Here is a 14,578-nt window from a genome sequence, read left to right on the forward strand (position 1 = left end):
CCTCGGTATTTCATGAAGCGGGTGCTGACAGCGCGTGTTCAAGCAGGGAAAGGTGCCCCTGAGCTGGGAAAATAGTGTTGTTGACGCACTGTTTTGACCCGCTCGAAGGAGCACCTTTCTGGTGTCTGATCTTACCTCGTCCTACCCGTCTGTCCGCGTTGATTCCGCCGGTGACGGGGTGGTGTCGCAGGCGGGCGGGCTGGTGCTGACTGAAACGGTCCGGGCCACGGGGTTGATGGCAGCGTTGTCCGCAGGATTGGAGCCGTGGCGCAAGCCGTTCGCCCGGCATGATCCGGGCAAGATCCTCACCGACCAGGCCCTGTCCCTGGCCACCGGCGGGGATTGTTTGGCGGACGTGGACCGGCTGCGCACCCAGCCGGGGGTTTACGGTCTGGTGGCCTCGGATCCGACAATCAGCCGGCTGGTCCGGACCCTCTCCACCCGCGCCCGGGCCTGGACTGCGGCCGGGGACGCGTCGCCGCTGCACGACGCCAGCGCCTTGAACCCGGTGGTCATCGACGTTGATGCCACGCTCCTGACGGCACACTCGGAGAAGGAAAATGCCCGTCCGACCTGGAAGAAGGGCTATGGCTTCCATCCGCTGGCCGCGTTCATCGACCACGGCGCCGAGGGCACCGGGGAGCCCTTGGCGGTGCTGTTGCGACCGGGCAATGCAGGTTCCAACACCGCCGCGGACCATATCGAGGTGGTCAGGGACGCACTGAAACAGCTGCCCGCCAGCCATCGGTCCGGACGGAAGGTCATGATCCGCACGGACTCGGCCGGCGGCACGCAGGAGTTCCTGCACTGGCTCACCGCCCGGCACCGGAACCTGGGCTACTCCGTCGGGTTCCCGATCCACGGGGCCCTCGAGAACGTCCTGCCCCTGATCCCGGACAAGGCGTGGACGCGGGCCTACAACAGTAACGGGTTCGAACGCGACGGCGCCTGGGTGGCAGAGGTCACCGGCATGCTCGAGCTCTCCGCCTGGCCCAAAGGTTTGCGGGTCATCGTCTGCAAGGAAATCCCGCACCCGGGCGCCCAACTGCGGATCACGGACCTCGACGGGATGAGATACACGGCGTTCGCGACCAACCAGGCCCGCGGCCAACTCGCCGACCTTGAAGTCAGGCACCGGCTGCGGGCCTGCTGCGAGGACCGGATCCGGGGCGCCAAGGACACCGGCCTTCAAAACCTTCCCCTGCATTCCTTCGCAGCGAACACGCTCTGGTGCCATCTGGTCATGCTCGCCGCCGAACTCACCGCATGGGCACAGCTGCTCGCCTTCACCGGAACGAAGGTGCGGCGGTGGGAACCCAAGAAGCTCCGCGCCCGGGTCTTCGAGATCGCCGGGAAAATCAGCCGCCACGCCCGCCAGGTCATCGTGCATCTGGCCTCCACGGCCCCCGAAACGTCCCTGCTGATCAAGGGCCTCGCCAAGCTGAGGGCCCTTACCCCGCCATAGCCGGAAACCGGCCAGAGGACAACGAATCAAAAGGACGCAAGAACACCAAAACGGGCGGCAGTGGAACCGCCCGCGGCCAGCCGCCACCGGTCAGCGGCCGCCCTGTCACACCTTCATGCCAAAATCGACCACGTCAGGCAGCCAGTAAGCCCTGACCCCGCCGAAATCCTACCTCGTGAAAGATCGAGGCTAGAACCCGCCCGGCGGAGTAGGGTCACAGTTCACGGCGTTGACAGGGCTGACTTTCAACCCAGATCTACTCACCGGAAAGCTCGCGCGGCCAAGACCAAGAGGCCAATTCCGCCGCGATGGGCCCCTCCCGTGGAACTCGTCCCCACCACCAGCCTTTTCGCGTCTCGAACCCGCCAATTCTTGCCATGGATCTATCCGGGTCGGCAACCGTTATCCGCTTAAACTCCTCATCAGCAGGCAAAATGGCCGCTTCAAAAGCAGGTAAATCTGCCGGTGAGATCACTGATCTTGCCCCTGAAAGGAAGTCTCTTATGCAGAGCGCAGCAATGATGTCGTCCACTCCCCACCAGTCATACGCCACGTCAATGTCAACGTCCATCTCTGCTATAAACCTCGCAATATGAGCAGACCACGACCGGATAAGTGACCGTACTGTCATTGGTCGATCGGATGTCGGATCAATCCGGCACTCTTCCCATTCTTCAGTCATCATCACTTCCCAATTCTGCCGAGCATTCTCTTTGCCCGGTGCCTAGCCCGCTGAGTCGCCGAGGATTCGTTGTATATCACCCTCAGAAGTTCTCTAACAGCAGACGAATCAGGCATCTGATCTAGCCAGTTCAAAGCCAGTTGGATCCAGTAGTCGATTTTTGAGGCAACGGCGGTTGAGGGAATAGCGTCGAGCGGCACTAAATTGAATATTTCCCCTTGTGCCATTTCTAGCTCGATTTCCCTAGCACGGAGGTCTGCGAGAACCTCTCCATAGGAGCGCTCGAGGCAAGGCAGGAGGCCAATCGGGTTGGTTGAGTCGACTTCCCGTTTCGGCCCAAGGCGGTCTCCTACCGCGAGTTTTTCACCCGAGAGGCCAAGCCAGACATTCTTCTCCATTCGCAGAATTCTGATCCATGGCGATGGGAGGATATCAGTGGTGGACATCTATTCCGTACCCCCTCATTGTGTCTACAAACTGTTGACGAATCTCTGGGGACCAATTCCGCCAAAAGTGCCCACTTTGTTCGGTCGTGTTGAAGGCACCATCGGCTCCACGAGTCAAGGTACCACCTACGACAGTCGCGGGGTTTGCGCCGATGGATTGGGCAAGCTGCTCATGTGGGCTTCCCGTCAGCCCCGCGCTTGGGTCAACGACGCCTGTGGCGAATGTTCCAGTTTCAGGGTCAAAAACATACTCAACGCCCCCTCCCTTGGGGTAGTAATTGCGAAGGGCCGCGAGTGATTTCACCCTGCTGCTTGCTTCCAAAACACCCGAGACGGGGCCGCTGCCAGCAAGCATTCCGCGGGCCGCAGATCCTGTCTCCGCTTCTGCTGCTCCAGCGCCGCCCAGTACTACACCGATGCCAACATCAACGAGTGGCGTGGCCTTGTCAGCGAATGCCTGGTTGGCATGGACAAGGTCCTGCACCGATTGGGGCTGGGTTTGGAGGTTGGCCTCGGCGAGTGCCTTGCCGCAGGCTTCGTTGATCGCGATCTGCTCGGGGCTCATCCCGACTTTCATGTCTCCGAGACACTTCAGGGCAGGGTGTGTGGCGCTGATCTTGTCTCGACTGGCTTGGGCCGGCGAATACGGGTAGATGCTGGCCCGTTGGATGGCTTGGTTGAAGTACGTGTGCGCGGGTGGTGGTGTGTAGCCGGGGCGTCGGATGGATACGGGTGGCACCGGTGGTTGGGGCAGGAAGCTCGGGACGTACGGGGCAGCCTGTTCCACGGTGGCACGGGCACCGTGCCAGGAGGAACCGTCGCCGTCAGTGACGGCGACCATGGACAGGTATCCCATGTAGTCGGTGAGGGTTGTGGGGTTGTTGGTGACGTAGGCGTAGCGGTTGAGGGTTTGGGGTGCTGCGAGGAGTCCGTGCCAGGGGTCTTGGCTGGTCCAGGTTGCTGTTTCGGGGTCGAGGGTGCGGGCGTGGAATTGGCTGGTGCCGTGGGTGGCGTTGGTGGGTTGGGCGGTGTAGTCGGGGTCTGCGTCCCAGCCGGTGGTGGCGTATTGCTGGACGCCGAAGTCGGAGTAGTCGGAGAGCTGGCCGATCGACGCCGTACCTGCAGCTGAACCGGTGCCGCCGGCTTCGCCTGTGCCGGTGCCGGTGGTGGTTTGGGCGATCGTGGAGCCGAGTTTGTCGGTGAGGTTCCACCGGTCCCCGATCGACGCGGTGCCGGTTTGGAGGGTGGGTTGTCCGGTGTTGCCGGGGATCAGGTTCGCGGTGCCTTGGTTGTCGGTGTTCTGGACGGGGGTGAGCCCGTTGAAGGCGGTGCTGGTTTGGTGGTTTCCGTATTTGGTGGTGTCGGTCGAAGTGAGGTTCCGTCCGAGGCCGTCGTAGTTGTAGGCGCTGGTGATCCCGGCCCGGGTGATGGACGCTGTCTGGTTCTCAGGCGTGTAGGTGTAGTTGATGTCCGGCCCGCCGGGGGTACTGGAGCCGGTGCGGTTCCCGTCCGCGTCATAGGTGTAGTTGGTGGTGCCGGTGACGCTGGGGCCGGTGCCGGTGCGGGTTTCGCTGGTGATCTGGTTGGTGTTGTTGAACGCCGCGGTCACGCTCAGTTTGTCCCCGGCCACGGTGGTAGAGGGGTTGTCCGAAGTAGACCAGCCGGTGCGGTTGCCTGCCCGGTCGTAACCGTAGGAGTTGGTGACCCCCGTGGACGTGCTGGAGGCGGTGAGCCGGTTCAGCGGGTCGTAGCTGTAGGAGCGTTTGTCGCTGGTTCCGGCGACGGCCCCGGCGGCGGGGTTGGATGGTCCGGCGTTCGGGGTGGTTGCTGTGGTGGCTGCCGCGGCGGCGGGGGTGGTGCCGTTGGTGCGGGTCCTGGTCGCGACGTTCCCGTTCGGGTCGTAGCTGTAGTCCAGGGTCAGGGCTTCACCGGGCGTGATGCCCGCCGCGGTGGAGGGCAGGGTGCGTTGTCCGAGGTATTCGGCGGTTTTGAGGCAGTTGGCCCCGGTGGCCCCGTTCTCGGGCAGGGTCCGGGAGGCGAGGTAGGACGCGGCCGTGGTGCAGGCCTTCGGATCCTGGGACAGGGGCCCCTGGTTCGCGGACGTCGCCGCACTCGTCCCTGAATCTGACGAACCTGCACCCGTAGTTGTTGCAGGAGCCGTGGCTGCTGCTGCGGCAACGGTGCGGTCGGGTTTGGGGGTGGTGTCAGTGATGGTTTTTGTGCGCCCTGCGGCCGTGTAGGCGGTGGTGGTGATGATCCCGCCGGTGCGGGTGGTGGTGGCGGTCTGCCCTGCAGGGGTGTAGGTGTAGGCCGCATCCCCCCACGGGCTGGTTTGTTTGGCCACCCTGCCTGCGGGGTCGTAGGCGTAGTTCACGCTCGTCGCTGCCCCGGCCGTGGGCTTGCCCGCGGCCGGGGCAGCGGTCGCGGGGCTCGTGTTGCCGGCGGGGAGGGCCAGGGTGGTGAGTTCCCCGGCCGCGTCGTAGGCATAGGACAGGGTTTTGCCTTGGGCGTCGGTGGCGGAGGTCACCGCGCCGCGGGCGTCATATTGCCAGTTGCTGGCCCCGACACTGTCGTTCATCGTGATCAGGGCCTGTTCGCCGTCATACCCGTAGCTGGTGGTGGTGTTTGCTCCGGCCCCGGTGCTGTAGCTGATCTGGGCGAGGTCCCCGCGGGCCGTGTAGCTGTTGGTTGCGGTGGTCCCGTTCGGGTCGGTGCGTTTGGCCAGGAGCCCGCGGGGGTCGTAGGCGTAGCTGGTGGCGTGCCCGGCCGCGTTGGTCTCTTGTGTGGTGCGCCCGTTCTTGTCGTGGGCGTAGCCGGTGGTGTTCCCGTTGGGGTCCTTCACGGAAGCCAGGTACCCGGCCGGCGAATGAGTGTAGGCGGTGGTGACATTCACGTCCGCGGCTGCGGGCTGCCCGGCTTTGCTGTTTTCGGTCACGGCGGTCAGTTGCTGTGCCGGGTCCCAGGCGTAGGAGGTGACGGTTCCCTTGGTGTCGGTCGTACTTGTCTGGTTCCCGGCAAGGTCCCAGCCGTAGGCGGCGGTGACCCCGTCCGGGTCGACGGTCTTGGTGAGCCTGCCGGAGAGGTCGTAGGCGCGGGTCCAGGCGGCCCCGGTCGCATCCGTCATGGCGGTGACGCGGCTGTCCGGGTCGTAGCTGGTCTTGGACGTTTCCCCGGCGGGGTTGGTCACCGCGACCGGCCGGTTCAGGACGTCAAAGACGGCGGTGGTGGCCCGCTTGAGCGGGTCGGTGACCGTGGTGGTGTTGCCGTTGGGGTCGTACCCGTAGCCGGTGACGGCTCCGGTGGGGTCGGTCATGGTGGTGAGCCGGCCGGCCTTGTCAAAGGCACTGGTCCACTTTTGCCCGCGCCGGTCGGTCACACTGGTGCGGTTCCCCGCCCCGTCCCAGACGTAGGAAGTGGTCTTCCCGGTCGGGTCCGTGACCGCAGCTACCTCATCCAGGAGGGTGTACCCGGTTTTCCAGACCGCCCCGGACGGGTCGGTGACGGCGGTGGTCCGCCCCACACCATCCAGGGTGTAGGACGTGGTGGCACCTGAGGGGTCGGTCGTGGAGGTGATCCGGCCGAGTTTGTCGTAGATGCGGCTGGTGGTCGCGTTTTCGGGGTTCGTGGAGGTGAGCTGGTTCCCGGTCCGGTCCCAGGTCCGGGCCCAGGCCCCGCCGAGCGGATCCGTGGTCTTGATGACCCGGTACAAAGGATCCAGCTCGAAGGCCGTGGCGGCACCGAGCGGGTTGGTGGTCTTGACCAGTTTGTCTTCACGGTTATAGGCGTAGCTGGTTTTCCCGCCGTCGGGCGCAATGACAGCGGTGACCCGGAACAGGGCGTCCCATTCGTATGTGGTGACGGCCCCGGCCGGGTCGGTGGCCGCGGTGAGGTGGTTGTTGCCGTCGTAGGCGAATTTCGTGACCCCGCCCGCGGCGTCGGTCCGGGCCACGAGCCGGTCCGCGGAATCCCAGGCGTACTTCGTCACGTTCCCGTTCGGGTCCGTCATGGACACGACCCGGTTCGCGGCGTCGTAAGCGTAGGCGGTGGTGTTGCCGTCCGGGTCGGTCGCGGCCGTGGTGTTGCCGCGGCTGTCGTGGGCGTAGCTGCTGGTGTTCCCGGCCCCGTCCGTGGACGCGGCCAGGTTCCCGGAGCCGTCAAACGCGGCAGCCAGGGCCGTGCCGTCGGGGCGGTGCACCGTCACGGGCAGGCCGCGGGGGTCGTTGTCGATGCTGGTGGTGCGGGGTGTGTTGCCGGGTCCGCCGTTGTCGGTTTGGGAGGCGAGGTCCCCGGCGGGGGTGTAGGTGAAGGAGGTGACGGTGTTTTCGGGGGCGATGGTGCGGGTGAGGTGCCCTCCGGCGTCGTAGCTGTAGTTGGTGGTGTTCGCGTTCGCGTCCGTGTACCCGGTGACCTGGTCGTGGGCGTCGTAGGTGAAGGACTGCCTGCCCCCGGCGGCGTCGGTGATCTGGACGACCCGGTAGGAATCATCCCGGGTGTAGATGGTCTGGTGGCCTTCGTTGTCCGTGTAGGTGGTGGTTTTGGCCCCGTCGTCGTAGGCGAAGGTCCGCACGTTGTTCTGCGCGTCCAGCTGCTTGACCACCCTGCCGGAGGGGTCGTACTCGTTGCGCAGGTAGGTGACCCCCAAGGGGTCGGTGGCGGTCAGGAGCTGGTGGTTGCCGTCGTAGGTGAGGGTCCGGGTGCGTCCGTCGGGTTCGGTGATCTTGACCAGGTTCCCGGCCCCGTCATACGCCAAACCCCAGACCCTGCCGTCCGGGTGCGTGAACCCGGTGATCCGGCCGAGCCCGTCGGTGGAGACACGGACGACCTGCCCGGAGGCGTCGGTGATGGAGGTCAGGGGCAGGAACTGTGTGGTGGCGGTGCCGGGCCCGTAGGCCAGGGTGGTGGCGTTGCTTTGCCGGTCGGTGTGCTTGACGAGTTCGCCGATGCCTTCAATATCACTGGCGTTGAAGTCCCAGGATTCCCCGTCCGGGGAGGCCAGGTGCAGCTGCCCGTTCCCAGCTTCGGTGAGGGTGTTGAGGGTGCCGGGTTCGGCGGTGTAGCCGCCGGCCCCGTTGCCGGTGAACACGTAGGATGCCCCGTCGCCGCGCACGGCGAGCACGGACCCGTCACTGAAGCGTTGGACCCTGGCCCCGGCCCCGAAGGACACTCCAGCCCCGGCCCTCGAGAGCCTGCCGTCCTGGGAGTTGTAGACCAGGGACAGGTCAAGGTTCTGCGTGCCGGGCCCGGTGAGGGTGAAGACCGGGAATTTTTCGATCAGGTTCCCGGTGGTGAAGGACACCGGTTCGGCGCCGTAGGCCTGGAAGTTGTGGAAGCCCAGGGTCCGCCACTTCGCCAGCTCCGCCGCCGACGGCTTGGTGGGCCACCCGCCGGTGATGGGGTTGGTGCAGTGGAAGCCCTGGGTGTCGAGGTATTTGCCGAGGCCGGTGAAGACGCCGTTGGTGATCGAGGTGAAGCCGTTGTCGATCACGGGCCGGTCGTAGTTGTGGTCGATGTACAGGGTCTCCAGGTGCGTCACCGCACCTGGCAGGGACCCCAGCTGGGGGTAGGGCAACGGGGTGCCCGTGCCGGACATGGTGGCGGTGTTCGCGGGCCGGCCCGTGTACCCGGGCATTTCGGCGACCAGGGAGTTCGTGACGGCGTTGTCGTCCGCGTTTCCCCGCGAATATGCTTTCGTGCCGCCGTCCACGGAGACACCCCACGGGTGCCCGTACAGGGCATCGAAGGCGAGGGTGATGGTCAGGTCCGGTTTGAAGGCTGCGGCCATGCCCGCGCGGAGGGCCGGGGAAATGGCCGTAGGCGCTCCGGGCAGCCGGGTGACCAAGACATTGGCCTTGCAGGTGTTGGCCATCATCGCCGCGACCGTGGTGGCGAGGCGCTCGTTCTGTGGGAGTTCGGTCATTGGCCCGTTCGGGCCGGTGGTGTTGGCCACGTCATCATCAGGATCCAGCACCACCCGAGGACCCGCCGGGGGCACGAACGGGGTGCCGATCACCACAAACTGCGACAAATGGTCCGACTCGCCCTTTACTTTGCCCGTCTTGGCGTCGTAGAAGGACGGCAGCGCCGTCCAGGGGTCGCCCGGGTTTTCGCGGGTCATGATCCGCACCGTGGCGGGGTCGATCTTCGCAGGGTCCGGTTTCGAGGCGTCCCCGATCTTGGAGGCATCAATACCCAGCTCCAAGGCCACTCCGGGGGTCACGGCCGTGACCACGGCCGGGCCTTTGTCGTTCTTCACGATCGTCGGATCCGCTGGGAACGAGGTCACACCCTTCCCGGACGGGTCGGTGGCGGTGACCGCGACAGGGGAGGCGAGGACGACGCCGGCGGTTTCGGCCGCCGCGGTCCGGGCAGCGCCCGGGGCCAGTTCCTGGACCTTCACGTCCAGGTCCTTGTCGATGCTGTGCCCGGAAAACGCCAGCTTCGCCCCGACCGGATCCGCCGTGACATCCACCGGTTTCCCGGCCTTGATCTGCCCGGACCCCACAGGGTCGGTGTCCTTCTTCGGCCCCTGGTCCTCATCCACCATCGGAACGAGCGCCGGCACCTGCTTCGCCAGCGCCGCGGCCGCGTCCTGGCCGGCCTGCAACGTCCGCGCCCGCAACCCCGCAGCGGTCTCGGCTGCCACCGCTGAGGGGACGGCGAACGCCGGAGACAGTCCCGTGGCGATCAGTGCGCACGAGAGCACACTGCACAGAACCGCCACCGGGCCCCAGCCAAGAACCGAACGCACCCATGACCGGAACCCGCGGGACCTTGCCCGATGCTTGCTGCGGGCGCTCACGCCCGGCCCCCTTCAACAGAACCTGCGTCCGGTTCGGTTCCGGTCGGGTCCGTGGCCCCGTACGAGCTGCTGCCGTGGTCTTCAAGAGGTGAGTGCCAGCCGTCCTCGGGCTCCTCGAACCCGTCAGCACCGTCATCGCCGGGACCATCGCCATCAAGACCTTCGACGCTGCCGTCGCCGTCTTCGTCGGTGGTGCGTTTTTTCTTCTTGTTCTGGAAGTACAGGAACGCCCCTGCACCCAGGGCCAGGACCCCGGCCAAAACCCACATGCCGGCTTGGAACCCTGTCGAGGCCAGGAATCCCTGGTCCTTCACGCAGGCTTTGAGTTCGGCGACGTCGGAGATGCCGTTGTGGTTGTAGTCTTCCTGGCCGGTAGCGCACCCGGCGTTGCCGCAGATCACGTAATCGATCCAGTCCGGGACGCCCTTGCCGTCAGTGTCCTCGTGCCCGTTCGCGCAGGTAGCGGACCCGCAGACCAGCTGCTCGGCGTAGTCCGGGATCCCGTCCCCGTCCGTGTCTTCTTTCGGGTCCGCGCAGGTGGTCGTGCCGCAGGCCTTGACTTCGATCCAGTCCGGGATGCCGTCTTTGTCCGTGTCCTCCCGGCCGGTCGCGCAGGTCGCGGACCCGCACACCACGACCTCGACAGCGTCAGGGATCCCGTCCCCGTCGGCGTCGCACGAGGACGCGTCGGCCTGCTGTGAGCACGCAGTACCCGCCGCAGTGACAACCTTCACGGGCCGGGGCATGGTGTCGGCCCGCGCGGGGCCCCCAATGCCCAGCACGAACCCACACGCCACCAACACGCCAAGCAGCACAGCAACCGCGCGGCGGAAGAACCCCGGAGAAGAAAACGACACAACAAACCCCAAATGAGTCTTAGGAACGCGGACGGATCCGCTGCGCCCCGGACCGGGACACCCCTTGTAGACCGGAAAGCTCCAAAAACATGACGCGGAACCTGAAAAAGGACTGAACCCGCCCGTTGAGCACCTAACAGGAGGGCCAGAGCCGGGGGGATGAGGGGCTGGTCCGTCACGAACCGGGACCCGTTCTGTTGGCCCTTAGCGGGCGATCCCCGCGGGTGGGCCGGCGGTTACACGGAACAGGCCGCCGGCCCAGCCCGGCCCCCGGTGCCTGAAAAGCCGGGAAGTAACCCCGAAGACGGACTCCCCACAGGCATACGGGCCCTCAACAGTGTGGGGGGTTTTGCTCCGGGCACGATCCCAACGAGCCCTCCGGGGCGGGAGGGATGCCCTGGCTTCCGTCGCAGGGAACGCGGAGGAACCCCGGCTTGCCCTTTTGCGTCATGAAAGGTTACCGCCCCGGGTATAGGGGTTGACCCTTGGGCGGGTCAACGGGACAGCACCGCCCATCACAAACAAGCAGGCACGCTTTGCACGGGCCTGAACAGGAGGACACCATGAACCAAACACCAAGCCAGTCGCCCTGGCCGCCCGGCCCGTACACGGATCCAGCCCGAAATGCCCGGCCCGTTCCGGACAAGACAACACCGCTGTACAACCCGTTCATCCGGGTGATTCTTGCGATGCCCGTAGCCGGGGCACTGCTTGGATGGGCCATGGTCCCGGTGACCCGCTACATGTACGCCGGCCATATCGTGACTGCCAGCCCGCTCTCAGTGTTCACCCCCACGTACTTCCTGCTCCTTGGCGCCAGCGGCCTGCTCTACGCCGCCACGGTCGTCCTTGCCTACTTTGACTGGCGGCGACTCGGGCAGGCCGGCGTCGTGCGTCCTTTCCACTGGGCCTGGGGATTCCTGCCGGCCGTGTACATCATCGGCAGGACCGTGATCATCAGGAAAGCCCTGCCCGGCCGCAGCCTCGCACCGATCGTCTACCTCATCGCCGTACTGGTGGTCAGTACGGTCTTCAGCGCCATCAAGGCCTCCTCCACACTGCTCGTGCAATAGACCACGCCCGGACCGGTGCGGACCGGAGCACAGCAGAACCTGAGAGCGGGTCCTGGGACGTGCCGGCACTTCTGCACAAAGTAGCTAAGTATCGAGTCCCTTCAGGGCCTGTACCGGCAGGGTTATTACCATGTTTCGGTGCCTTCGGGTGCTGTCCGGGGCTGGAGTATGAAGTCGAAGCGCTCCCCGCGGGGGTTGGGCGGTAGAAGGGTGATGATCAGCATGGCGATGCTGCCAAGGACCGGGACCAGGTGCAGGAAGATGAACCAGCCGCGCATGTTGACGTCATGGAGCCGTCGGGCGGTCAGGGCCAGGGTAGGGACGAGCATGATCACTGACAGGACGACCAGGACGCAGAGGGCAAAGATGCTGGGCGGTTCAGGAACACGGGTGCCTGTGAACGTCGTGTGGGTAAACACGTTCACGGCGGCGTCAAGGCTGAGAGTGACGCTGTTGATCAGCAGGGCCACCCACCAGTATTCGCTTCTGCCGGCACGCCCGGAAAAGTCGGCCCATTTGTTGAAATAGCGCCTAAGCGCCGCACGCGGGGACGCTCCGTACAGTGGCGCGGACAAGGGCGGCACAATCCGCTGCGGGGCGAGATTCGCGTGAGCCATGGATTCTCCTTCATTGAAGCTTTTAGTGTTATCGGGTCTGAGAACCAGTCAGGGGTTGCGGCAGAGGTCGTGCGGAGACCGGTGCGCTCCGGGGGCTGGCATCGGGTTCCAGGGACGCCCGGTAGACAGTGAGGATGTCGGCTATTTTGGCGAGGCGGTGGATGTATAAGACGCTGATGTCGGGAAGGTCGGCGATCGCGGTCTGAAGTGCGTCCATCTGTTGAAGCATGGTGTTCGCCTTGCCGATCCGGTAATGAAGCGCTCCCGCCGGGGCCTGCTGTGTAAGCACGGTGCGAATGTTGCGGGCCAGGCGACTGCGGACCGGGAAGGGGCCGGAGTTGAAGGTGCGGATCAGGGCCGTGCCGAGCCCGGCGAGTTCGTCGAGGACGGGTTCAAGATCGGGGGCGGCTTGCGCTGCGGTCGGGCTGATGCTCATCACCGTTCTTGTCGTTGCTGCGGGCGGGGTTGTCCCGTCGCCTGGTTGACGCGACGTGGGAAAGGGGCGGCGGCAACCGCTGGTTCGACTACTTGAAGGAACCACCCGCCCTACCGTCCGCGGGGCACTCAAGTCCACGTACGAAATGCAGGCCGTTTACGTTCGGCCCATCGTCGCTATGGGGGACGCAGCTGAGGTACAGCGTGCACGCTCTTCCAACCATCCCGGCGTCTTTTCCTTACGGCAGCGACCGTGGAGGGGATCCGGCCCGATGCGCTTGGGCTGCCTTGAGTGCCCGGTAAGCGCTGCGACCATACCCGAAGGTGCGGACTCGTGGGGGCCTGCATGAGGGGCCGCCAATCGGGGCCACGCCGTGCATGTCGTCACGATCCTGGAATTTTCCGGTGTAGTTCCTGAACATTTCAATCGACGGGGAGACCTTCATGAACGATAGCCAAGAACATACACACGCGGCGTTGACCGCCCGGATCAAGAGAGTGCCGATGAAGGTCAGGGTCATTGGAGTGGCAACCGCCCTGTGTCTCGCCGGGTTCGCCGGCGGCGCGGCCTTTGCGTCTGTGGCTCCCCGTCAGGAACCGACGAACGCCGCACCTTCGGAACAATCAAGTCAAGCCGTGCAGACGAAGCCCGTCCAGACCATGGTTATCTGCGAGGATGCCAGGAACCGCGGCTTGGCCTTCTCCGGGACCTCGAAAGCCTGCTAGGGCAGGGATTGGCCCTCGGATCCTCTCTTCGGCCAGCGATCCGGGAGCGGCACCACGGCAACCCGGCCCGGTGCGCGTCAGAACCGGCAACCCGGAACTCCGGACCACCTACGCCCGCGACGTCCTCTTCGCAGTCCTGTTCACGGCCCTAGGCTGCGCCAGGACCATCCGCACCCTTGCACGCAGCACACGCCCCGCCCGGGAACCCCCGGTTCCTGACACTGAACCAACGGCAAGACGCACTCGGAACCACCAATAAGGGGGCACCGCGCGGTCAGCAGGGATCGCCAGGGCAATGCCTCCCACGTTTAGGAGATCTGACTATGGAACAAATGCCCGGAACCGCCCCGGCGGGGTGGTATCCCGATCCGAACGGCTCTACCGCGCGCCATTACTGGGACGGCACCGATTGGATCGGACTGGGGGAGGAGACGCCGCGTCACGGGCCGCCTGCCGGTGCTGCGGTGCCTGCCGGCCCTGACTCCGGCCCTGACTCCGGCCTTGGGGAAAAGAGGCACGGACCGGATCCGGCTGTACCGGTACGAAAGTACCCAAGCCGGGCGCGTGTCTTGTTCATCAGTGCGGTGGTGGCCTTCTCGCTGGCTGCCGTGGGTGCTGTCATCAATCCACCTGGAATGGCAACCATGGCGGTTCAAGGATTCGCGGCAGGGCTCGCAGGGTCACGGCCCGCCGCAAAGGACCCCGCCTCGTCGTCGAAAGCCACGGCAGCGCCCATGGCGAAAAACCCTTATTACCCGACGCCCGGGCATGAAGCCCGTCGCCGACCGTTGGGTTTCCCGGCCCCGCTTCCCGGGAAGAGTGATTCGTACGCGTTCCTGCCAGGCGGGACCGCCGGTCAGAAATTCGTTGCCTATGACCCGTGCAGGCCGATCCACTACGTTGTCCGGGCGGCGAATGCGCCCGCCGGCGGGCTGGAGCTCGTCCAGGCCGGTTTCGCGGAGCTTTCCCGGGTGACCGGCCTGAAGTTCGTCTATGACGGGGCCACCCAGGAGGCGCCGTCCGAGAAACGCAAGCCTTACCAGCCCGACGTTTACGGTGACCGGTGGGCACCGGTGCTGGTCACCTGGACCAGCACTGAGGAATACCCGATCATGGCCTCAAAGGAAACCCCGGAGGGAAAGCAGCTGATGGTGGGCCTGGGCGGAAGTAGTCCAGTGGGCATCCGTGACGGGCGCCGGGTATATGTCTCGGGGCAGATCAGCCTGAACGCCCCTGCCCTCGCCGACGCCGCAGCCTACGAAGGACGGACAATCTACGGTTCAGTTATCGCCCACGAACTCGCCCACCTCGTAGGTGAAGACCACGTCCAAGACCCGGAAGAGCTGATGAACCCGGTCACAGACGGACACCTCACCGGTTACGCCGCCGGGGACCTCACCGGACTCGCCCAACTCGGCCAGGGACCTTGCGCGCCCGAACTATGAACCACGGGCCCCGGGCCGGAAGGTGCAGAGGTG

10 protein-coding genes are annotated in these 14,578 nt (G+C 65.4%); 4 read left to right on the top strand and 6 right to left on the bottom strand.

Going from position 1 to position 14,578, the window contains the following annotated elements:
• Window positions 1–121: 121 nt before the first annotated feature.
• Complete coding sequence (locus AB4068_RS11240) at window positions 122–1,465, top strand: IS1380 family transposase (protein WP_441433404.1); 1,344 nt, start codon at window positions 122–124, stop codon at window positions 1,463–1,465.
• Window positions 1,466–1,721: 256 nt separating this feature from the next.
• On the opposite strand, the gene AB4068_RS11245 is transcribed toward AB4068_RS11240, so the two are convergent.
• From AB4068_RS11245 to AB4068_RS11260, 4 genes are all read right to left on the bottom strand, one after another.
• A complete protein-coding gene (locus AB4068_RS11245; protein WP_441433405.1) occupies window positions 1,722–2,036 on the bottom strand; it encodes a hypothetical protein in 315 nt (104 codons plus the stop codon).
• Window positions 2,037–2,149: 113 nt separating this feature from the next.
• Window positions 2,150–2,545 (bottom strand): hypothetical protein, encoded by a 396-nt coding sequence (locus tag AB4068_RS11250; RefSeq protein ID WP_441433406.1) that lies wholly within the window; start codon window positions 2,543–2,545, stop codon window positions 2,150–2,152.
• Window positions 2,546–2,579: 34 nt separating this feature from the next.
• Entirely contained in the window at window positions 2,580–9,392 is a 6,813-nt protein-coding gene (locus AB4068_RS11255; RefSeq protein ID WP_441433407.1) for a polymorphic toxin type 43 domain-containing protein, read from the bottom strand.
• Complete coding sequence (locus AB4068_RS11260) at window positions 9,389–10,249, bottom strand: LPXTG cell wall anchor domain-containing protein (RefSeq protein ID WP_441433408.1); 861 nt, start codon at window positions 10,247–10,249, stop codon at window positions 9,389–9,391. The genes AB4068_RS11255 and AB4068_RS11260 overlap by 4 nt, the downstream gene beginning before the upstream one ends.
• Window positions 10,250–10,812: 563 nt before the next feature.
• Here AB4068_RS11260 and AB4068_RS11265 point away from each other — a divergent pair.
• Window positions 10,813–11,322 (top strand): DUF2510 domain-containing protein, encoded by a 510-nt coding sequence (locus tag AB4068_RS11265; protein WP_441433409.1) that lies wholly within the window; start codon window positions 10,813–10,815, stop codon window positions 11,320–11,322.
• A 125-nt stretch (window positions 11,323–11,447) separates the two neighbouring features.
• On the opposite strand, the gene AB4068_RS11270 is transcribed toward AB4068_RS11265, so the two are convergent.
• Both AB4068_RS11270 and AB4068_RS11275 read right to left on the bottom strand, forming a co-directional pair.
• On the bottom strand, window positions 11,448–11,939 hold the full coding sequence (locus tag AB4068_RS11270; protein ID WP_441433410.1) for a DUF805 domain-containing protein: 492 nt from the start codon (window positions 11,937–11,939) through the stop codon (window positions 11,448–11,450).
• 28 nt (window positions 11,940–11,967) lie between these two features.
• Window positions 11,968–12,375, bottom strand: coding sequence for a hypothetical protein (locus AB4068_RS11275; protein WP_441433411.1), 408 nt, complete (start codon window positions 12,373–12,375; stop codon window positions 11,968–11,970).
• Between the two features lie 443 nt (window positions 12,376–12,818).
• Between AB4068_RS11275 and AB4068_RS11280 the strand changes: the two genes are divergently transcribed.
• Together AB4068_RS11280 and AB4068_RS11285 are read left to right on the top strand one after the other, a co-directional pair.
• Entirely contained in the window at window positions 12,819–13,100 is a 282-nt protein-coding gene (locus AB4068_RS11280) for a hypothetical protein (RefSeq protein WP_441433412.1), read from the top strand.
• Between the two features lie 323 nt (window positions 13,101–13,423).
• Complete coding sequence (locus AB4068_RS11285; RefSeq protein WP_441433413.1) at window positions 13,424–14,545, top strand: peptidase M10A and M12B matrixin and adamalysin; 1,122 nt, start codon at window positions 13,424–13,426, stop codon at window positions 14,543–14,545.
• Window positions 14,546–14,578: the final 33 nt, after the last annotated feature.

The organism is Arthrobacter sp. 2RAF22 (assembly GCF_052115325.1).
GTDB lineage: Bacteria > Actinomycetota > Actinomycetes > Actinomycetales > Micrococcaceae > Arthrobacter.

Excerpts from the sequence above, each read along its gene's own strand:
- AB4068_RS11275 (WP_441433411.1), bottom strand. The coding sequence starts at position 12,375 with ATGAGCATCAGCCCGACCGCAGCGCAAGCCGCCCCCGATCTTGAACCC.
- AB4068_RS11270 (WP_441433410.1), bottom strand. The coding sequence starts at position 11,939 with ATGGCTCACGCGAATCTCGCCCCGCAGCGGATTGTGCCGCCCTTGTCC.
- AB4068_RS11265 (WP_441433409.1), top strand. The coding sequence starts at position 10,813 with ATGAACCAAACACCAAGCCAGTCGCCCTGGCCGCCCGGCCCGTACACG.
- AB4068_RS11285 (WP_441433413.1), top strand. The coding sequence starts at position 13,424 with ATGGAACAAATGCCCGGAACCGCCCCGGCGGGGTGGTATCCCGATCCG.
- AB4068_RS11250 (WP_441433406.1), bottom strand. The coding sequence starts at position 2,545 with ATGGAGAAGAATGTCTGGCTTGGCCTCTCGGGTGAAAAACTCGCGGTA.
- AB4068_RS11280 (WP_441433412.1), top strand. The coding sequence starts at position 12,819 with ATGAACGATAGCCAAGAACATACACACGCGGCGTTGACCGCCCGGATC.
- AB4068_RS11245 (WP_441433405.1), bottom strand. The coding sequence starts at position 2,036 with ATGGACGTTGACATTGACGTGGCGTATGACTGGTGGGGAGTGGACGAC.